General features: G+C 44.5%; 15 protein-coding genes. 6 read left to right on the top strand and 9 right to left on the bottom strand.

The window, feature by feature from the left end:
• Position 1: 1 nt before the first annotated feature.
• Positions 2 to 1105 (top strand): GerAB/ArcD/ProY family transporter, encoded by a 1104-nt coding sequence (locus QP775_RS24390; protein WP_239332423.1) that lies wholly within the window; start codon positions 2 to 4, stop codon positions 1103 to 1105.
• Complete coding sequence (locus QP775_RS24385) at positions 1089 to 2294, top strand: Ger(x)C family spore germination protein (protein ID WP_239332422.1); 1206 nt, start codon at positions 1089 to 1091, stop codon at positions 2292 to 2294. Before QP775_RS24390 ends, QP775_RS24385 begins: the two co-directional genes overlap by 17 nt.
• A gap of 164 nt (positions 2295 to 2458) precedes the next feature.
• Here the strand turns inward: QP775_RS24385 and QP775_RS24380 are convergent, their stop codons facing one another.
• The 5 genes from QP775_RS24380 to QP775_RS24360 form a co-directional block, all read right to left on the bottom strand.
• Positions 2459 to 2992: a hypothetical protein gene (locus tag QP775_RS24380; protein ID WP_239332421.1), complete on the bottom strand. Its 534-nt coding sequence runs from the start codon at positions 2990 to 2992 to the stop codon at positions 2459 to 2461.
• Positions 2993 to 3030: 38 nt separating this feature from the next.
• A complete protein-coding gene (locus QP775_RS24375) occupies positions 3031 to 3561 on the bottom strand; it encodes a hypothetical protein (RefSeq protein ID WP_239332420.1) in 531 nt (176 codons plus the stop codon).
• Positions 3562 to 3803: 242 nt separating this feature from the next.
• The gene (locus QP775_RS24370; protein ID WP_239332419.1) at positions 3804 to 5201 is read right to left on the bottom strand and encodes an ABC transporter substrate-binding protein; all 1398 of its coding nucleotides are present in this window, start codon (positions 5199 to 5201) and stop codon (positions 3804 to 3806) included.
• 296 nt (positions 5202 to 5497) lie between these two features.
• A complete protein-coding gene (locus QP775_RS24365) occupies positions 5498 to 6913 on the bottom strand; it encodes an ABC transporter substrate-binding protein (protein WP_239332418.1) in 1416 nt (471 codons plus the stop codon).
• A 549-nt stretch (positions 6914 to 7462) separates the two neighbouring features.
• Positions 7463 to 8770, bottom strand: a complete 1308-nt coding sequence (locus tag QP775_RS24360; protein WP_239332417.1) for a DEAD/DEAH box helicase — start codon at positions 8768 to 8770, stop codon at positions 7463 to 7465.
• A 147-nt stretch (positions 8771 to 8917) separates the two neighbouring features.
• On the opposite strand from QP775_RS24360, the gene QP775_RS24355 reads away from it, so the two are divergent.
• Positions 8918 to 9193: a DUF2573 family protein gene (locus tag QP775_RS24355; protein WP_239332416.1), complete on the top strand. Its 276-nt coding sequence runs from the start codon at positions 8918 to 8920 to the stop codon at positions 9191 to 9193.
• Positions 9194 to 9410: 217 nt separating this feature from the next.
• On the opposite strand, the gene QP775_RS24350 is transcribed toward QP775_RS24355, so the two are convergent.
• From QP775_RS24350 to QP775_RS24340, 3 genes are all read right to left on the bottom strand, one after another.
• A complete protein-coding gene (locus tag QP775_RS24350) occupies positions 9411 to 10187 on the bottom strand; it encodes an SDR family NAD(P)-dependent oxidoreductase (RefSeq protein ID WP_285109250.1) in 777 nt (258 codons plus the stop codon).
• A 16-nt stretch (positions 10188 to 10203) separates the two neighbouring features.
• Positions 10204 to 10656, bottom strand: a complete 453-nt coding sequence (locus QP775_RS24345; RefSeq protein ID WP_239332414.1) for a chemotaxis protein CheX — start codon at positions 10654 to 10656, stop codon at positions 10204 to 10206.
• Positions 10657 to 11026: 370 nt separating this feature from the next.
• The gene (locus QP775_RS24340) at positions 11027 to 12349 is read right to left on the bottom strand and encodes a glycoside hydrolase family 125 protein (RefSeq protein ID WP_239332413.1); all 1323 of its coding nucleotides are present in this window, start codon (positions 12347 to 12349) and stop codon (positions 11027 to 11029) included.
• 478 nt (positions 12350 to 12827) lie between these two features.
• Between QP775_RS24340 and QP775_RS24335 the strand changes: the two genes are divergently transcribed.
• Positions 12828 to 13796 (top strand): zinc dependent phospholipase C family protein, encoded by a 969-nt coding sequence (locus tag QP775_RS24335; protein ID WP_285109249.1) that lies wholly within the window; start codon positions 12828 to 12830, stop codon positions 13794 to 13796.
• 55 nt (positions 13797 to 13851) lie between these two features.
• On the opposite strand, the gene QP775_RS24330 is transcribed toward QP775_RS24335, so the two are convergent.
• A complete protein-coding gene (locus QP775_RS24330) occupies positions 13852 to 15465 on the bottom strand; it encodes a Ppx/GppA phosphatase family protein (protein WP_239332411.1) in 1614 nt (537 codons plus the stop codon).
• A gap of 591 nt (positions 15466 to 16056) precedes the next feature.
• On the opposite strand from QP775_RS24330, the gene QP775_RS24325 reads away from it, so the two are divergent.
• Both QP775_RS24325 and ppk1 read left to right on the top strand, forming a co-directional pair.
• Entirely contained in the window at positions 16057 to 17580 is a 1524-nt protein-coding gene (locus QP775_RS24325) for a Ppx/GppA phosphatase family protein (protein WP_239332410.1), read from the top strand.
• A 21-nt stretch (positions 17581 to 17601) separates the two neighbouring features.
• Positions 17602 to 19716, top strand: coding sequence for a polyphosphate kinase 1 (ppk1, locus tag QP775_RS24320; protein ID WP_239332409.1), 2115 nt, complete (start codon positions 17602 to 17604; stop codon positions 19714 to 19716).
• Positions 19717 to 19769 lie beyond the last annotated feature (53 nt).

The raw sequence follows: 19769 nt of genomic DNA, 5'->3' as shown, positions 1-19769 counted from the left end.
TGTGAAGACACGGTCCCAGTCCTTGTCCGCGATGCAAATAGCCATACTTCTGGCGAATAACATTTTAGGCACCAGCATCCTTCTGCTGCCTGGCAGTCTCTCATTAGCTATGGATACACCTGACGGATGGCTGTCCATTCTAATTTGCGGGTGTCTGGTAATAGGCTGCTGCTACCTGCTGCTCTGGTTTAGCAAACGTTTCCCCGGAATGACGCTATTTGAATGTACGGAGCTTATTATGGGCAGATGGATTGGCAAGTTCATTAACGGGATATTAATAAGTTACTTTATCATATTATGCAGCTATGAGATGCGAATTTTGGCAGAAGTGGTGAACCTGTTCCTGCTCGAGCGAACACCCAAATCAGTTATTATCATCGCCATGATGGCGGTGTCTCTTTATCTACTATTTGCTGGCTTAAATGCGATCACCCGCATGCTGACTTTTATTTTACCGTTAACTCTTTTTGTACTGGCGATTTGTCTTGCACTTAGCTTAAAAGTGTTCGACCTTAACAATTTGCGTCCCGTATTAGGTAAAGGATTTGGACCTGTATTAAAAGGCGTCAAGGAAACGTTTCAATCGTTCCTTGGTATTGAAGCGCTGCTCATCTTACCTGCTTATCTGAAACAATGGAAGAATGCTTATCATGCAGCTTGGGTGGGTGTTGGTATTCCAACGATCGTTTATTTTCTAACAACTGTTATTGTCATCGGCGGGTTGACGTTAGATGGAGCCAAAATAAGCGCTTGGCCAACGATCTCCTTAATCCGTTCCTTTGAATACACAGGCGTTCTCGTTGAACGCTACGATTCTTTTCTCTTGACGGTTTGGATCTTGCAAATATTCACGGTTTATGTCCTCTATCATTTTTTTATGGTAGAAGTATTAAAGACTTTCCTAGCACAGTCTAAACCAACCATTTGGATTTTTGTATCCCTGCCTGTCATTTATATACTAGCTATGCTTCCTAACCATATAGATGACGTCTTTTCTTTGCTGAAATACATCTACATGCTCTATTACTTTATGCTGCTGTTGCCAGTACTGTTGATGCTTGTTAGCTTCTGCAGAAAGGATATTCGATATGGCCGTACATCCTAGTTTAATCAGTAAATGGAAGCTGTTGTTCGCCCTTTTGATCATCATAAATATAAACACCGGCTGTTGGGATAGTCAAAAGATTGAAGACCTCACCTTTTCAATTGGTGCGGGATTCGATCTAGTCACCGAAGAGAATGGCGATCAATCAGCTGCTTCACCACCGTACAAATTGAAGGTCACATACCAGAATCTCATTCCAACCCAGACTAGAGGAAGCTCCAGCGCTGGCGCTAGTACTCCGTCCGAATCCTATCACAACATAACAGCTATAGGTGATTCAATACATGAGTTGACGCGAAGAGTGTCTTTACTAACAAAGCCTGTATCCGGAGAGCACGTAAAAGTAATTGTCATTGGGCGAAAATTAGCCGAAAGGATTGAGATGGAGACGCTGTTAAATTTATTTTTTCGGGATGAGGAATTCCGCGAGAGCTGTCTTATCTTTATCGCTCGCGAGGATGCTGCTCGTACCTTAAGCAGCTCTAAAATAGATATTCCTTCCTATTTAATCAAGTCCATCTCAGATAATCAATACCGCTCCACGAAAATATTGCCAACTTTCACGCTGCAAAAAGCAATTTCCAAGCTGCAAAGCAACTCCAGCTTTATTTTACAGACCATTGATGTTCAAGAGGGCAACATCGTTTTTAGCGGCGGTGGCATTATTGACGGTAACACTCATCTATTAACAAACTTCTTTAGCCCAAAGCACGCGCAAGGCTTGGCATGGATAACAGGGCATAAGCAAGGGGGACTCTTAACGATCCGTAATAAGAACAATCAGACCCAGTTTATATACGAAATATCAAGGATTAAATCTAAAATGAACGCGATTGTTCAAGGAGATAAAATTTCATTTCATATCCATATCCAGTCAACAGGGCGTATTTCTGAAGATTGGCGTAACCTGAAAGTAGATCCCAAACATGCGATACAGCTCGTACGTCAATCGGAAGGACAAATAATATCGGAAGCTAAAACCTATATCCAAGACACTATAAACGAAATGCAAAAGACGAAGGCAGATGTAGCTGATTTCAGTACGACCCTTAGAATTCAGCACCCTCACGTCTGGAATAAAGTAAAACGAGATTGGAACCGTGTATTTTCCACAATCCCGATCACGTACGATATTGCTATTCAGATCGAAGACTATGGACTGGAGAATATGGGGTTAAGTCAAGATTAAACAAATAACCCGCAGGTCGTGGCACCTGGTTTAAGTGCACCTGCGGGCTATTGTTCCTATTCCCTTTATTATCAATTTCATAAATTAAATGGATTTGATGATTGTTACTAATAACACATCCACGAATATTAACTTTTTGCAGGTATAGTGTATTCGATCTCTTTTTAGATCCAGTCATCTTTAACATTATGCTGTCTTCGTTTAAGATACTTCTTGATAAATCGGAACAGCACATATATCACGATCGACAAGAAGTATAGACAATACACCACACCGTATAAGTACAAATAATATATTGAAATACCGCCGTTGTCTTCTCCATCTCGACTCCAACTTGTATTGATCTCAAATTTATTTTCCAGTCTGTTCAATCGTAAATCATTAGGAAAACACAAAAAATCTTCAAGTAAAATATCTTTTCTCCCATATCTGCCTTCTAGGTGTGGAACTTTTGAGGATGTCGTATTCGCGATCCAATATTCCTGTAGCCCACCGGGTAATATCGTCAACTTTTGTATAAATTTAACCTGTACCTCCACAGTTACATCCTCTTTGCAATAGTCTTTATACAACTTGACCAACCCTACTTTAATATCATGCTTCGCTTTATAGTGCAGACCTACTTCCGTGATTAAGGGTAAGCTGATCACTACAAAGATCAATATAAATTTAAATGTTGCACTTTTAAGAAACTTCATGTCTAATTTTTCTCCCTCATAATTCAATAGAGATACTGCTACAATCTGTCGCTATTATGGCGCAGTTTTCTTCGTTTTATCACATTTTTTACTTTATTAACAAAATAAAATACTGCATAAGATACTATAATGATCAAATACATCTCCACATACACAAAAATAATTTCAATCGGAATACCTCCTTTATCATCATGCACCTCCATAAAATTTTCTCTTGGAATAAACCGCTGTAAGTCCTTATCTAGTCTGAACATCTCATTCGAACATCCAAATTCCGAGATTAATATGTTTTTCTTACCATAGTCACCCGAAACAGAAGGAAATCTCTTCGAAGAGGTAACTGCGTAAAACTTGTGCTCCCTATATCCAAACATAAACCCACTCTCTTGGATCAGGTTTGCATTCACCGTAACTTCCACAACTTCATTGCAATACTCTTTATATAATTTTTCCAGACCAATTTTAATTATGTTCTTATTGCTATAATCGACATAGACTTCAAAAATCAAAGGAAGACTGGTAAGTAGCACAAATAACAAAATAAACATTCCTCTTTTAAGATATTTCATCGAATTTCTCCTATAGTTCTTCTTCATGAAAATTATCGATCTTGTACCTTCTCTCTGAACATACAATACCATCCAAAATCTGTATATGAGAACAGATTCCATTTTGAGCAGCACACCTCTATTAATAGAACTGTATTGTATAAGTTCAACAAAACAACACAAATAACCCGCAGGACATAGTACTTAACTTAAGTGCATCCTACGGGTTTATATGAAGCACCATCAGGTGCATCGGTTATAGATTACTTCTTTGGACTGTTCTCAGCAGCATTACGGTGCGTATCCAGCTTCATCTGCAGCTCCTGTTGTATTGCTGCCAATGCTTCATCAATACTTTTCTTATTGGCAACTACATCATCAATAGCTTGTCCCACCAAAGTGCGAATAGTGGTTTCAAAATCTTTGGGTACATCTTTATTTCTAAAATTCCGAATATTTTGTACTAAACTTGGCTTCAGCATGGTAAAGGCTTCCGCACTCTTACCACTACCACCAATTTCTTTTAAGTATGTCGTACGAATCGGAAGGTCACCTAAGTTCTTGGAGGCTGCCTTAGCCATCTCTGGTCCACTCATAAACTTCAAAAATTCCCATGCCAGAGGCTTATTAGGTGAGTCTTGGTTTATGGCATAAATCCCATTAAAGCTAATGTATGGCGACTCATCTGGTCTACTCGGGTTGACAGGCATCGTCACCATGCCCCACTCAAACGGCTTATTATCTTTCTCATATTTGGTCATATTTACAATATTGTAAATAAACCATGAACCTTCCATAGCCATTGCCGCTTTGCCTGACATAAACTCGTTGTTGTTAAAACTCGAGTACCCGCCATTGTTGTTCTGCTCTGGCAGTTTATAGGCTTTGTTCCGTATAGCATCCGTCACCAGTTTAAATGAGTTTTTCCAGCCGTCTGTATGTAGCAGCACTTTCTCATTACGAGAATCCAGTACTTGCAAATTAGTCGATTGAGCCACATCCATCAAAAAATCATAGCTTTCTGAAAACTGATTGGCAATCCCATACGTCTGGTCCTCCCCAGAACCTTTATTAAAACGAGCCGCAAGATTCAACAGCTCCTCCCATGACATTTGGTGTTTTGGCAGTTCGACACCTTGCGCCTTAAATAAGTCTGCGTTGTAGTAAACCGCTGAACCATAATAGTAAGGTGTCAGTGCATACAAATTGCCATCTCCGAGCTCGCGGAACATATCGATCACACCTGGCAGCATATCTTTCATATCCACCTGTTCCTGTGCGAGTATCGGATCCAGATTATATAGCTTGCCTTTCTCAGCCAGCTTAGGCAGCTGCTCCTGATCTAACATGATGATATCTGGCTTCTCCTTCTCAACAAATTCCAGCAGCTTCTGATTCGGATCTTTGAATTCCTTATCCTGATTCTCCTCATCCATGGCGTTCATATTAACGACTTCAAAATCAACATTCTGATACTTGATAGAAAAGAAATTACCATAAAATCGGTAAAATAGCTCCTCATCCCAATACATAACTTTTAACTTGCCACCATTCTCTGGCATTTTCTCCAACACTGGCTTCTCACCCATACATCCACTTAATAACACCAAGATCATCATACTTGCCAACAGGACCTTCCAACTCTTATGTAATTGCAACAACTGTAGTTCCTCCTTTATTTTACACCTGAATGGTTATGATCTATCTATTTTCTTTTCTTCCTTTAACTCAATCCATCCTCACACACGACTTTTCTTCAGCTTGAAATGTCAGTTATAGACCCGGCAATGAATCAAATCGTACCACATAAAAACATGAAAATTATGATATTAATAGAAGGTTAAGAACTATTTAAGGATTTCATAAAAGTATTAAGAAATAATGATCTCTCCCCACTCGCTGAACAACATAAAAAAGCCACAATTGCAATTCATGCAATCATGGCTTTTCTTCCTGGTTACTTTTTGGTTGGTTGTTCTGCCGCTTTCTTCTTACTTGCATCCAGCTTGGACTGTAAATCCTGCTGCAGTGCAGCTAACGCCTCATCTACACTCGCTTTGTTACCTACGATATCATCAATAGCTTTCAGTATGGATGTATTGAGGTTGCCGTAGAAGTCCTGCGGAACTTTATTATTTTCAAATGCACGATACATATTAATGGCAGCTGAAGAAGGCTTTAACATCGTAAACGCTTCCGCGCTCTTGCCACTAATTTCTTTAAAGTAGGTCGTGCGGGTTGGTAATTCCCCACTTATCGTCTTGGAGGCAGCCTTAGCCATCTCAGGGCCATTCATAAATTTCAGGAACTCCCAAGCCAGACGTTTATTAGGCGAGTCTTGATGGATAGCAAAAATATTATAAAAACTAATGTATGGCGACTCATCTGGCTTGGCCGGATTTACAGGCATCGTCACCATTCCCCATTCAAACGGCTTGAGCTCTTTATTGTTGCCGTATCTGTTCATATTGACAATATTGTTGGCATACCATGAGCTTTCCAAGGCCATCGCGGCTTTGCCCTGCATAAATTCATTTTGATCAGATCCCATATAATTGCCGTTGCTATCTGGTTTTGCCGCTTTATAGGCTTTGTTGCGGATCGCATCCGCTACCAGCTTAAACGAATGTTTCCATCCATCTGAATTCAGCAGTACTTTCTCGCCCCGCGCATCCAATACCTGCAGATTAGAAGCTTGAGCGATGTTCATTAACAGTTGGGAACTGTCTGAGAACTGGTTGGCTATGCCGTACATCTGATCTTCCCCAGATCCTTGATTAAAGCGCGCAGCCAAGTTCAGCAGTTCTTCCCATGACATCTTATGTTTAGGTAGGTCGATCCCTTGCTTCTTAAATAAATCCGCATTATAGTATACAACCTGCGTATAATAGTATGGCGCCATGCCATACAAACCGCCGCCCCCAAGTTCACGGAACATATCAATCATACCTGGCAGCATATCTTTCATGTCCACTTGTTCCTGAGCAATAATCGGGTCCAGATTATATAACTTGCCCTTCTCGACCAATTTTGATATTTGCTCTTGGCTCAACATAATGACATCCGGCTTTTCTTTATCGATAAATTCAAGCAGCCGTTGATCCGGATCTTTTTTCTCATTTTCCTTCTCTTGGTTTTGTTCAAACATGGAATTCATACTAACAACTTCAAAATCAACATTCTGATATTTGATGCTAAAATAGTTGCCAAAAGATCGATAGAATTGCTCCTCGTCCCAATACATCACTTTTAGCTTGCCGCCATTCTCCGGCATTTTCTCCAATACGGACTTCTCACCCATACAACCACTTAATAAGACAATCACCATTATACTCGCTAACAATGCTTTCCAACCCTTATGTAATCGCAACAACTTCTATTCCTCCTTTTCCCACTTATATACCAGTATAAAGAGCTATTTTCCAATATTCAACTACAGAACCGTAATATAGGTATCCTAACTCTAGCATATCTTCACTTTTATCTGATCTGATAGAATGCAACATCCCCAGCTACAACGAGGAATATCATAAATTTGTTATTATATGAACGCACTGTTCTGAATGCCCAATTGGGTAGGTGTATCAAGGGAAGAACAACAAAAAGTCCAGCAATATTTAATTGCGGGAGTAGAGTAGAGTCGGTTATCGATGAAAATTACGGCGAAATGATGAACATCAGGCTTCAAGCTGTTGATACCAACATAAAAAGATGAGTTCAATATCGCACTAAAAAAAGACCTGGCATTCTAACCAGATTAGAATAATTGTCAGATAAACAGATGATGATCTTACAATCACGGAAAGAGGCCTGGTATTTTGGGGGTCAGCTAAACTGACAGATCGACCCTAGCGTGCTACCGACCAAAGATAGAAGCTGTCCTGCTGCTTATCTTTTTCCGCAGCGGACAGCTTCTACACATTTATTCAGGCTTCGGTTGATTTTGCTTTTCCTTCAGCCACTTCGGCGCCCCCTTGTTCTTACGGTCACGGTGACGACCATTGGAGCCTTTGTCCCGAACAACCTTCTCACGCGACGGCTTGTCGGATGTAAAGGATGGCTTGGCAGTACGTGGTTTTGCACGGAGATGGTCTGCTTCCGCTTCCGAAATACGACCATCATAGAAGCTGCGTTCCTTAATGGGAATATGCAACTCACGTTCGAACTTGCGTATAATAAAGCGTTCACGTTCCGTAATGATACTTACCGACACTCCCTGTCGTCCCATACGACCTGTACGTCCCGAACGGTGCACATAATGCTCCGCATTCAGAGCAGGCTGCAGGCTGAACACGTATGGCAGCTCGGGAATATCAAGCCCCCGTGCAGCCACGTCCGTGGCAAGCAGCAGTTGGAACTCGCCCTCGCGAAAGCGACGGAGCACGTTCACTCGCTCTTGCTTCGGGGCATCGCCGTACAGCGAGCCAACGGACAACTGTGTATAACTAAGCTTCGACTCCCATTCGCCAATCATCTGCGAATCGTTCACAAAGACGATAGCCTGCTTCGGCTTCCAATGTCGAACCAATCGGCGCAGCAGGTCGATCTTGTCACGTTCTTCCGTGACAAAGAAGAGATGCTCGATCGAATCAGCAACCCGCTTATCTGGCTCGATGCCGATAGCAACGGGTTCGTGCATCCACTTCTCGGCGAGCCGCTTCACATCTGCCGGCAGCGTAGCAGAGAAGAACAACAACTGGCGGTCGCGTTTCGCACGATTCAGTATAATGTCCGTATCGCTGGCTCCGCCCTTTTGTAAAACATGATCCACTTCGTCCACTACAATTGTGTTCACTTCGTGAATTTTCAACTTCTTCATCTCGACCAGCTCGCGGATTCGTCCAGGCGTTCCCACCACTAATTGCGGACGCAGCTTCAGCTTGTCCACCTGACGATGCAGCGCAGCACCGCCAATTAGCGGCTGCACAATCGTATCGCTGCCCTCCAGAAGCGCCTCCGCTTCACGTACAATCTGCATCGCCAGCTCTTGTGTCGGTGCAATCACGGCAGCCTGCGTTCGTTTCTCATCCGCTTGCAATCTCATAATAAGCGGCAGCAAGTAGGCAAATGTCTTGCCTGTTCCTGTCTGGGATTGTGCCAGCACATCTTTGCCTTGCAGCGCTGCTGGAATCGCTTCTGCCTGAATCGGAGAAGCCGTATGGATATCACGGGCTTGCAGGCGTTCTACCAAGCCCGCGTCAACTTGTAAATCAGTAAATGAAACGGTCACATCACTCTTTCCTCTCTATGAAGCAATACCTGATCGCTTGTCTTCTTCGTCTCATTATAACGAATTCCGACGTTTCCTCCAACTTTCATCTGTTGACCAATTATGTTAGCCTGAACATGTCACTCATCTTAACAAAGGAGTTATAACATGGATAAAATATGGAACGATACAATAAATGAAGCGTTTGAGCAGTTGCTGCTCACCTACAGCGAGCGTTTAACAGGCAAGGACGATGAACAGACCATACAAATGCTTAAAGTATGGGCTACGTTTAGTCATATTCACAAAACAATGCCCCACCTGACTCGCCATTGGAACGAGCAGCACCCTGAAGCAAAGGCCGCTATTCGCACAATCTTTGAGCAAGTAAAGTCATTGCATGAGGCCCAGCAGAAGGCTCACCCGACCAACGGAAACACTTAGCTGTCTCAATCCTTTGACAAATTTTTATACATGTCGGTGTGTGGACCGATTGGGGAAAGATCAAACGAATCGCCATGCGCCGACAAGCCAAGTTTAGGGTAATAGCCGCCGACAGATGTACGTCCGCTGCGCAACCACATATGCACCTCTTTCATAACATATGTAAAGAGTCCGCCTTCCCGTCAGGACAGCGGACTCTTGTTATGTAAGCAGCGCGTTATTTCTTATTCAGCATCCTGCCTGCAACGCGGTTTGATATACGCGGAAACAGCTGCATAAACTTGGTTCCTGCCGCAGCCAACCATGGCAGGTCCACCTCCGAAGTGCCGCGCTCCATCACACGAAGAATCCGTTTGGCTACACGTTCTGGAGGCATCATAAACCACTTGATATTGTTCACGTAATGGCCCGTCGGATCTGCCACGTCAAAAAATGGTGTATCTATCGGGCCCGGATTTACGGCCGACACGGTTACCCCAGTGCCTGCCAGTTCCATCCGCAACGAGTTCGTAAATCCGAGTACAGCATGTTTAGAAGCAGAATACGCCGATGACTTGGGTGAACCAATCTTGCCCGCCATAGAAGCCACATTCACGATCCGGCCTGATCGTCGTTCCAGCATCGAAGGCAATACTGCCTTCGTACAGCGGACAGTCCCCATATAATTAACGTCCATCATCGCTTCGAATTGACCTAATGTCAGATCAGTTGCTCGTTCAAACAGGCCAAAGCCCGCATTGTTCAACAAAATGTCAATACGTCCATATGTTTCTATGATCCGTGCCATGACATGCTCAACTTCTTCCGCATTAGTAACATCGAGTTGAACACATTCATGCTGTCCTTGTATTCGGGCAGACACTTGTGCCAGCTTATCTGTAGAACGCGCTGCCAGAACTGGTATTGCTCCCGCTTCAGCGACAAGTTGGGCGGTTAGAGCACCAATTCCGCTTGAAGCACCTGTTATGACAACGACTGATCCTTTTATATCCATCTCGGTCTCTACCTCTCTAACCAATACGCATCATAATATCAAATCGCCCAATGTCCCGCACGTGCAACGGCACCGTCATCGCCGTTGAACCACAGTTCGGCGCTGCCCCGATCAGCAGCAGTTGCGGAGGTGTAATATCAACGTGAATACCTTGATTATACAATAAAGTGGACGCATTACCACTTATCATATTGCCAAGCTCGGAAATAGCACTCTCCCCCATCGTATCCAGAGCCTCCAATTGGAAGCCCCCCATCATAGCCGAGGCCATTTTGAGAGCAGCACCTTCATTTAAGCCGAATGCGACATGAGCGGTCATCTGTCCAGTCAGATTGAATTGAATACGTAGATCATGTGCGCCGCTCCAAGATAACATTTCAAGCTCCCCACGTTCAGGACGAACCTGTACAATCTGTTCGATCACATTGCACGCCGATTGTAAAAAAGGCTGAATCCATTCGGCTTTCATATCTGTAGCTTTCGCCCCTTTCCGACACTAAGGGAGTATATTCGACAAAATCAAACCGTCCTCATACACCCAGAAACTCTAAGACTATTATACTGAAAACGTTTCAGAAAGCACTACTCGTTTTTATATTATTATGTGAAAAAGCTGCAATAACAAGCCCTTATTACAGATCAACAAGCAATTATTCGTGAAAAATGGGTGTTCGATGAACTAAAGAATGGAAATTAGCCAAGTAATACCTGGACGAAGTCAAATCTAAGTGGAGGAATGAAGAAATAGGACGAGAACCCCTCGCCCTATTTCGAATCGTTACAAATCCAGACATGTCCTACTTCTGAATCGCTAAGCTCACGATGATGTTTCTGGACAACTATTTAAGCAGACCACGCTTCATCGCTTTGTACACGAGCTGTGAGAACAAGCTGTTGGACCATGCAAACCATGCACGTGTAAAGATGGAAGGATCATCTGAGTGGAAGCCTTCATGCATAAAGCCAGTATCTGCATCCGTCGCTTCAAGCAGGTTGATCATCTCGACCATTTCTTCATCTGTTGAAGCCGTCAAGCCTTGCATAGACAATGCCATGTGCCATACATATCCATCTGGTGTATGCGGACTACCTATTCCTTTGGCAGCTTTGCCTTCAAAATAGTACGGATTTTCTTTGCTTAAAATAAAGCGGCGCGTATTTTGATAGATCGGATCTGTTTCCGAAGCATATCCCAAATACGGTATGGACATTAAGCTAGGCGTACCAGCGTCATCCAACAAAATCTGGTTGCCAAAGCCGTCTGTTTCATAAGCATATATCTTACCGTATACCGGATGATTAACAACACCGTACAATTGAATACCGTGGTTAATTTCACCCTCCAGCTTCTTCATTTCAGCAACAAATAGCTCGTCGCGGAATCCATACTTAGCAATCTCTTGCATCTGACGTAAGGATACGACTGCAAACATGTTGGACGGAATATTATAATGGAAATCACACGCATCGTCACTAGGGCGGAAGCCCGACCATGTCATTCCGGTATAGTTGACCGGCATACCCATGCCATCGTTGCGAAGCGTGTCGATTTCTGGGCAATTTTCACGATTAAAGCGGTATGGCGACTGTTCGAAATGACGCTGCTCCGTCTTCCATACTTCGACAATTTTCCGCATAGCGGATTTAAAGTTGGAATCAAAAATATCTGTGCGACCCGTTTCTTTCCAATACATATAAGCAAGTCGGATCGTAAAGCACATCGAGTCAAGCTCATATTTGCGCTCCCATACCCATGGAGACATTTCCGTTTGATCATTTGCATCCCAATGCCAGTCGTTCGCTGTTTCATTGAATGCATTTGCATAAGGATCTATATTGATATAATACATATGGCGCTTGATCAGACCACCAATAATACGCTGCAAATCGGCATCATCTTTAGCCAGCGGCACATAATGGATCACCTGCTCAACGGAATCACGCAGCCACATGGCAGGAATATCACCTGTCAATACAAAAGTCGTGCCGTCATCTAACAGCTTCGTTGTTGTTTCTAACGTGTTTGGGAAGCAGTTTTTAAACAATTTTAAGAGCTTCGGTCGATGCGCCAGCTCCTGCTCTGCTTCTGCCAGTACTCGTTTTACGGCCTCTGGCAGTTCGAATTTGGGAACGTCAATCTTAGGTAAGCGGAATTGTTCCATGATGTTTCCTCCATTTTTCTATAGGTTGAAAAGTATATTTGTGAGTAGGTATAAATAGAGTGCCTGGCTATGCTGATAGGGTACTCTCCGTTAGCATTCATGCGCGCGGTCTTTAGGACGCCCTAGCTACGTAATTTAACATATAAAAGAGAACGCTTACGCAAGGAACGGTGGTACCGTTAACCTTATCGTTCTGACCCTATCAGTTTACATGGAAACGCTTTATCAAGCCACCCCTTGCGGGTGTATAAACTTTAGATTATTTGTCAAATAAAAGTTTAGTTTGAACACTCCATCTGCTCGTATATAAAAAAGGCATATCTAGCATCTTATCGCATGAATCTCAACACTTTTACGGAATCTTTTATGGTATTGTGAATATAAAAACATTGACAACTTTATATATGGCCTTCATCGTTATGCCTATAGTGTACAAACTCATTTTAATGTAATACATATGTATTAAAGGAGGACCGGAATGCCTAATATTTGGACACATCTCATTTTTGGACAGGAGGCCATGAGAGCGGCTGGATTAGACACTTGGCTTCAATCCCCCTCTGATCTCAGACTCTTTAATATGGGCTGCCAAGGACCTGATTTTTTATTTTACCATCACTTTCTCCCCTGGCAGACAGATAAAACGATGAACCTGGTAGGAAGCCTGATGCACAATGAACATTGTGGGCCTGTCCTGCTGGACTTTATAACCGAGACAGACCCCAAAGATCGCCAAAGGTCCGTCTATATGCTTGGTTTTATGCTTCATCACGTGCTCGATCGCAACATGCATCCCTACGTCTTCTCCCGTTCCGGCTCGCGAAAATGGGACCATCAGCGCTTCGAAGTGCTGATGGATACGCATGTCGTCAAGCGTAAGCTTGGGCTTGAGACGTGGAACACGCCGGTGTGGAAAGAGATTGATACCGGCGGATCGTTTCCTGAGGCGGTCGTCGACGCTTTCGAGCGGATGACGGAGCGCCACTACGCTGCGTATCGCGGCCTTGTTCGCCGCGAAGCATGGAATGAAGCGAATCGCGCAATGATTGGCGCGCAGAAGCTGTTCCATGACCCGCGCGGCTGGAAGCGGGTCATCACCTTTGGGCAAACCGAACCGCTTGTATACAAGCGCAGGGTTGCCCACTATGATGTCATGAACGAGGCGAATCGCCCGTGGCTTGACCCTACGGGCTCGGGTGAAACCTACACGACAAGTATTTGGGACATGTGGGAGACAGCTGCGAGTGATGCTTCATCCGCTATTGCGGCGGCTTTGGCATATTGGAAAGATTCTTTTAAGCCAGAAGAAGGTACGATTGCTGACGCAGTACCGTCAAACGCACTTGCCAACCTGATCAAGGCAATCGGCAATCGTTCTTATGAGACAGGGCTGTCGCTGGAGCAGAATCGTCCAATTGTGGCTGAAGATCCAATCTGGGAACGTTAAAATAAAAGGCAGCAGCTTCAAAGCTCTCGAGTTAGTCTGACTCGAGAGCTTTGTTTTAGTCTGTATGCTCGGCAGTCTTTCTTTGGTCTACCGCCTGGTTATATCGTCTATCGCCTCGTGGTATTACATCGGCTACGATGACCAGATCATGCTTCAGCCACTTACGGAAGCTGGCTCGCAGCGAATACGCCTCCGATACCTCCAGGAGCAGCGGCGTATCCGCCCGCGCATGCAGAACAACATCTTGTCTGTGTATTTCACAGCGAATCGATTCTACCGATGACGTCCGCATGCGGTCAAAACCGACCGCCAATCGCAGGAGCAGCCCCAGCACCCGTACTGCCTGCTTGTCTTGAGGCAGCAGCAAAGCGTCATAAGCTTTCCAAGATTCGTTCAGCTTCTGCTTACGATCCATGGAAGCAATTAACCCGCTCAAGATAACTTCTCTCGGTGTTAAGCCATACAAATCTGCATTCATAATCATATAAAAAGCATGACGCTCCCGCTCCAAGTGATGGATCGCAATCCCTGAGTCATGCAGCAAAGCACTTGTTCTCACGATTCGTTTCCATTCTGGCCCAAGATCATGCAGCGGCTGAAGTTGGTCAAACAACATGTCCATTAGTTTATCCACTTGATAGGCATGTCGCTCATTTAAATGCAGTCGATGCATCAGGTTGTGCACCGAGAACATCAGCGGCTCGTCAATGCTCAGACCTTCTTTACGCAGCACTTCAAACAGCGCCCCATCTCTGACTCCCTTGGCACTAACCAGCAGCCTGGGAATCTGAAGAGCACGTATCCACACCGATACAAGGGTAAACGAGCCCATTATAATATCTGCCCGGTCCTTTGCCAATCCTGGTACAGCCTCTTTTTGAGCAAGACACATTCCCTTTAATCGTTCATGCCAGTTCAGTACGTCATTAGAAACCACTTCGTAATGATGCAGCGAGTCAAATGGATATCGGCGCTCTGCCTTGTCCATCTTAGCGATCGTACGCATCGTTCCCCCGACGCCAATTAAAGGAAGTCCCTTGGTTCTCTCCAGCCATGGAACCTGTTCAAGCCACTGCAACGAGGCAGCAGTCAAATTGTCTTCTTCTTCCGCAGACAGCTGATCTCTGACATCGAATTCCCCTGCAAGTGTCAGCGCGCCTACGGGCAAGCTGATGCTTGCTCTCATCTCCCGATTCTCAATCCATACCAATTCGAGTGAGCCGCCACCAATATCAAGCATGAGCGCATCCTTAACGTTCATTGTTGATATTACAGCCAAGTAATCCAAATAAGCTTCCGCTTCACCGCTAATGATACTGAGCTGGATACCTGTTTCTTCTTTAATTCGGTGCAAAATAAGTTCCTGATTGGTCGCTTTGCGCAGCGCAGCCGTAGCAACAGCTATTATTTCACAATTCAAATAACTTTCGCCTAGACGTTTAAATAAGAGTAGCGTTGAGATCAAATGATCACATTTATGCTCTGGAATTGCTCCAAGCTCATCGTATTCATCCCCGAGTCGAAGCACTTCCTTCCATTGATCTACAACCTGAAAAGATAAATCCGAATGAACCTCTGCTAACATAAAGCGGACCGAATTCGAACCAACATCTACGATACCGATATGTCGAAGCGGCTGACTCCCTCGGGCCAACTGCAAATTTGTCATATACCCTCACTCCTGACGCTAATAAACTTACGGTCTATGATCCTTGTACAGCCCTGCTGCGTTACGAACCATTTAATCATGTATTTCGTCAAATGACCATTATATGATCTATTTATTTACATTTTCTTTATATATAAGCCTGTAAAATAAAATGAGCTATGCCAGCGGCTTCAGCTTGGTTCTAATAAATGTTTACTTACCTACTGCATACACTACGTAATAAAGTTTCTATGTTCCCACCCACATTGGCTAGTACATTTCTTTCATTCCATTGTCCTGCTTTCCTCAACCGACATCAGTAATCGAAACCAGCAAGCAATGAAATACTCTCCCGCTCTGCAATCATACAGAGGGCCGTCATATCCGCTTTCATTCAAGGCGTCCGCACGCTATTCCTCTTATCCTTATTTAAGTACGTCCAATGCTTTCATCATGATTTACACATTCATATTAAGTATTTGTAAATCTATGACCTGCATAGGAAAGATGCATTAATCTACATTTAAAGACGCATAAGCCGAGTATCTCATATACGTTGATAAATTTCGGCATTTTTTGCGTAGTCAAGACATCGGTTAAGGAGATGTGCAGATGAGTCAACCGAAAATAGCCGCAGCAATCGATATTGGTTCTAATGCGATAAAGATGCTCATTGCAGAGATAGAGGGCCCAGGGCAGCTTCGGGTGCTTGAGGACGTCAGACTAGACTCTCCCATCGGCGATGACACCTTTACAAATGGGCGGATCCGACCTGAGGCCATGTTTAGCGTGTGTCGCTCTCTCAAGCATATGTCACAGTTGATGAAGGATTACGGCGTAAGGCATTACCGTGCTTATGCCACTAGCGGAGTTAGAGAAGCCAGCAACAGCTTATATTTTTTGGAACATGTCCGTCAGGCAACACAGATGGACGTAGAGCTCATCGATCGTTCGGTTGAACGATTTTTGACCTATCAATCTTTGAATTATGGCTTGACAGCTATGCCGACCCTACGAGCAGAAGGCCTGCTCATGGTCGAGATAGGCAGCGCAGGGGTGCAAATGAGCGTATTTGCCGATGGCAAGCTCCGTTTCTCTGACCATGTAAGAATCGGCACTCTTAAGCTGAAAGAAATTCTCGATTCCCTCCGGGGGGAATCGCTTCAATATACAGAAGTATTGCAGCAATACATCGAAAGCCAGCTTGGTATGCTGCATGAGCGGATACAAGCCTATAATCTCCCCCATTATCTTGTGTTAGGTGGAGAAACGGCTTCCTTGGTTCAACGCACACATGAGCTAGTGCTTGACGTCCGTGGCATGAGTACTGATGTGTTTAATCGATATCACCGCGATATTATTCAGTCCGGCACCTTTAAGCTAGCTCACAAGTTTCAGTTGGATGAAGAGCGTGCTGACCAGATGATTCCGACCAGCATTATTATGTCCGAGTTATGGAAAGCAACAGCTGCGGAGCATGTTTTGATTCCTGACCTGTCGCTGAGACATGGCGTGCTGCATCAACTCGCAGCGGAATGGTCCGACGGTACGCTGAGCGATACTTATGTCGCAGATATGATAGCAACAGCTCTCCATACGGCTGAGCGCTACCAGCTTGACATCGCTCATTCTTTAAAAGTCAAAGAACTAGCAACGAAGCTCCTGCACAAGTGCAACGCTTCTTTTCATTTAGACGCATCATACGAACTATGCCTCCAACTGGCAGCTATTTTACACGATATTGGCAAGCACATTTCACAAGAAGGACACGCAGCTAATTCCTATCACATGTTGAAATCGATGGACATGTTAGGGATAACGGACAAGCAGAAAGAGATTATTGCGAGCATCGCACTCTATCATCCCCGTGGCACGATGGTACCTATTCGACCGGAACTGTCCACTGAAGAAAATATCGCTTTGGCTCGACTCACTTCCCTACTTAAGTTGGCTGATGCCTTGGACTGTTCCCATAGACAGAAAGTGCAAGACATTAAGATAACTTGGCAGCATGGAGAATATCTGCAAGTGAAGCCCCTTTACGAAGGAAGCCTTGAACTGGAAACTTGGGCCTTTATGCAGGAAAGCCCATCCTTTGAACAAATAAGCGGATACCCGATCCGTCTAAAACCCTAACTTCCGGTAAGGAGTGATACGATGCGAAAGACACTGATTAATCGAGAATGGAGCTTGCTCGCCTTCCATCGGCGCGTATTGGAAGAAGGCTATGACAAGTCAAATCCATTAATGGAAAGGTGTAAGTTTCTGGCGATTAGCTGCTCCAATGTAGATGAATTTTTTATGGTGCGCGCAGCATCCGTTGTTGATCAAATATTAGCCGATTACCATAAACAGGATCACTCCGGATCAACGCCACAGGATACACTGCGAGGCATCGAGCAGATCGCACGGCAGATCGTAGCAGACCAATACAAGCTGTATGAGCATCTGCGCACCAAGCTCCGTGAGTCAGGAGTACACCTGAAGAGAGCGCACCGCTTAAGCTTACCCGAGAAACAATTTCTAAAAAGTTATTTTACGGAGCATATCTTTCCCGTCCTAACCCCTATGGTCGTCGACCAGAGTAGACCGTTTCCACTCATTCAGAACAAGAGTCTGAATATCGGCCTGCTCGTGCAAGACCCCGAAGATGGCGAAACCGCTTTTGCTACCGTAGCTGTGCCTGAAGTACTGTCTCGATTAGTAGAGCTCCCTTCACATGGCCAAGGGCGGGAATTTGTGCTTTTGGAAGATGTGATGAAAATGCATATGGATATGTTGTTCAGCGGCTATGATATTACCGAGATAAAAGCTTACCGTATTACACGAAACGCTGATCTTGATATAGACGAGGACGGTGCAGAAGATCTCCTGAAAGAGATCGAGCAATCGTTAAAAATGAGAAAATGGGGTAATGTGGTCAGACTTGAGGTGGAAGCTGAGTCAAGTAAAGAGATGATCCGCATGATTACTCAAGATGGAGAAGACGATCCTGATGCAGGCATCAATTACGTTGATGGTCCGCTTGATCTGACTTTTATGAATAAGATCACGCAGCTTACAGGATATGACCATCTGCATGACGCCCCATTCCAGCCACCTATGCCGCATGAACGTGAGGTTGACCTGCTGGAATGGATTCGAGAACAGGATCGGCTGCTTCATCATCCATTCGACAGCTTTGGCGTAGTTGTTAATCTAATCCGACGCGCCGCTAAAGACCCGGATGTACTTGCCATCAAGCAGACACTTTATCGCGTATCTGGCAATTCACCTATCATCCAAGCCCTGATTGAAGCAGCCGAGAACAAGAAGCAGGTTACTGTGCTAGTAGAGATCAAAGCGCGCTTCGACGAAGAGAACAATATTCATTGGGCCAAGCGGCTTGAACAGGCAGGCTGCCATGTCATATACGGCCTTGTTGGCCTGAAGACACACCTGAAGATGCTTCTGATCGTCCGCCGCGAAGAAACCGGCATACGTCGATATGTCCATCTCGGTACAGGCAACTATAACGATGTGACGGCCAACTTCTATACCGATATGGGGCTTCTGACTGTGAATGCCCAGATTGGGAGTGATGCCTCCACCATCTTTAACATGTTGTCCGGCTACTCCGTCCCTTCCAGTTTGAACAAGTGCTCAATCGCTCCCTTGTTCCTCCGCAAACGTTTGGAGCAATTGATTGAATATGAGATCGACGTCGTCAAAAAAGGCGGAACGGGACGAATCATGTTAAAAATGAATGCGCTGGTTGACGTCAAACTGATCCACCTTCTCTACAAAGCGTCCAAAGCTGGTGTGCGTATTGATCTTATTGTACGTGGAGTATGCTGTCTGCGACCCGGCGTCAAAGACCTAAGTGAGCATATTACAGTCAAAAGTATTGTCGGACGCTTTCTGGAGCACACACGTATATTTTATTTCCATCATGGCGGAAAAGACTTGACCTTCCTGAGCAGCGCAGATTGGATGCCGCGTAATCTGGATCGGCGTGTAGAAGCGATGTTTCCGATTGAGCTTCCTGAATTAAAGCACCGTATTATGGACATTTTGTCCCTCTATATGAAAGATAATGTCAAAAGCCGTTATCTGCTGCCCGATGGCAGCTATTTAAAGCAGAAAACCAAACCGCAGCTGCGTATTCATGCCCAACAGCTGCTCATCAAAGAAGCGTCCCGCTCGCATCTGCAGCCTGTCACGTTACAATTACAACCACGTCAAGCTCCTGATCGCGTTATGACGTTAAAGGTATCTGCGTATGACCACTGACCCCTTTAAATTAAGCCATTTTTCATATGAATAATCATTGGAGATATTTGCAG

This window comes from Paenibacillus sp. UMB4589-SE434 (assembly GCF_030226685.1).
GTDB lineage: Bacteria > Bacillota > Bacilli > Paenibacillales > Paenibacillaceae > Paenibacillus_B.
The sequence above is the reverse complement of the archived record's forward strand: the minus strand, read 5'-3'. Positions and strand labels throughout refer to the sequence as shown.

Excerpts from the sequence above, each read along its gene's own strand:
- QP775_RS24345 (WP_239332414.1), bottom strand. The coding sequence starts at position 10,656 with ATGAAAGCCGAATGGATTCAGCCTTTTTTACAATCGGCGTGCAATGTG.
- QP775_RS24325 (WP_239332410.1), top strand. The coding sequence starts at position 16,057 with ATGAGTCAACCGAAAATAGCCGCAGCAATCGATATTGGTTCTAATGCG.
- QP775_RS24335 (WP_285109249.1), top strand. The coding sequence starts at position 12,828 with ATGCCTAATATTTGGACACATCTCATTTTTGGACAGGAGGCCATGAGA.
- QP775_RS24350 (WP_285109250.1), bottom strand. The coding sequence starts at position 10,187 with ATGGATATAAAAGGATCAGTCGTTGTCATAACAGGTGCTTCAAGCGGA.
- QP775_RS24355 (WP_239332416.1), top strand. The coding sequence starts at position 8,918 with ATGGATAAAATATGGAACGATACAATAAATGAAGCGTTTGAGCAGTTG.
- QP775_RS24330 (WP_239332411.1), bottom strand. The coding sequence starts at position 15,465 with ATGACAAATTTGCAGTTGGCCCGAGGGAGTCAGCCGCTTCGACATATC.
- QP775_RS24340 (WP_239332413.1), bottom strand. The coding sequence starts at position 12,349 with ATGGAACAATTCCGCTTACCTAAGATTGACGTTCCCAAATTCGAACTG.
- QP775_RS24375 (WP_239332420.1), bottom strand. The coding sequence starts at position 3,561 with ATGAAATATCTTAAAAGAGGAATGTTTATTTTGTTATTTGTGCTACTT.
- QP775_RS24385 (WP_239332422.1), top strand. The coding sequence starts at position 1,089 with ATGGCCGTACATCCTAGTTTAATCAGTAAATGGAAGCTGTTGTTCGCC.
- ppk1 (WP_239332409.1), top strand. The coding sequence starts at position 17,602 with ATGCGAAAGACACTGATTAATCGAGAATGGAGCTTGCTCGCCTTCCAT.
- QP775_RS24380 (WP_239332421.1), bottom strand. The coding sequence starts at position 2,992 with ATGAAGTTTCTTAAAAGTGCAACATTTAAATTTATATTGATCTTTGTA.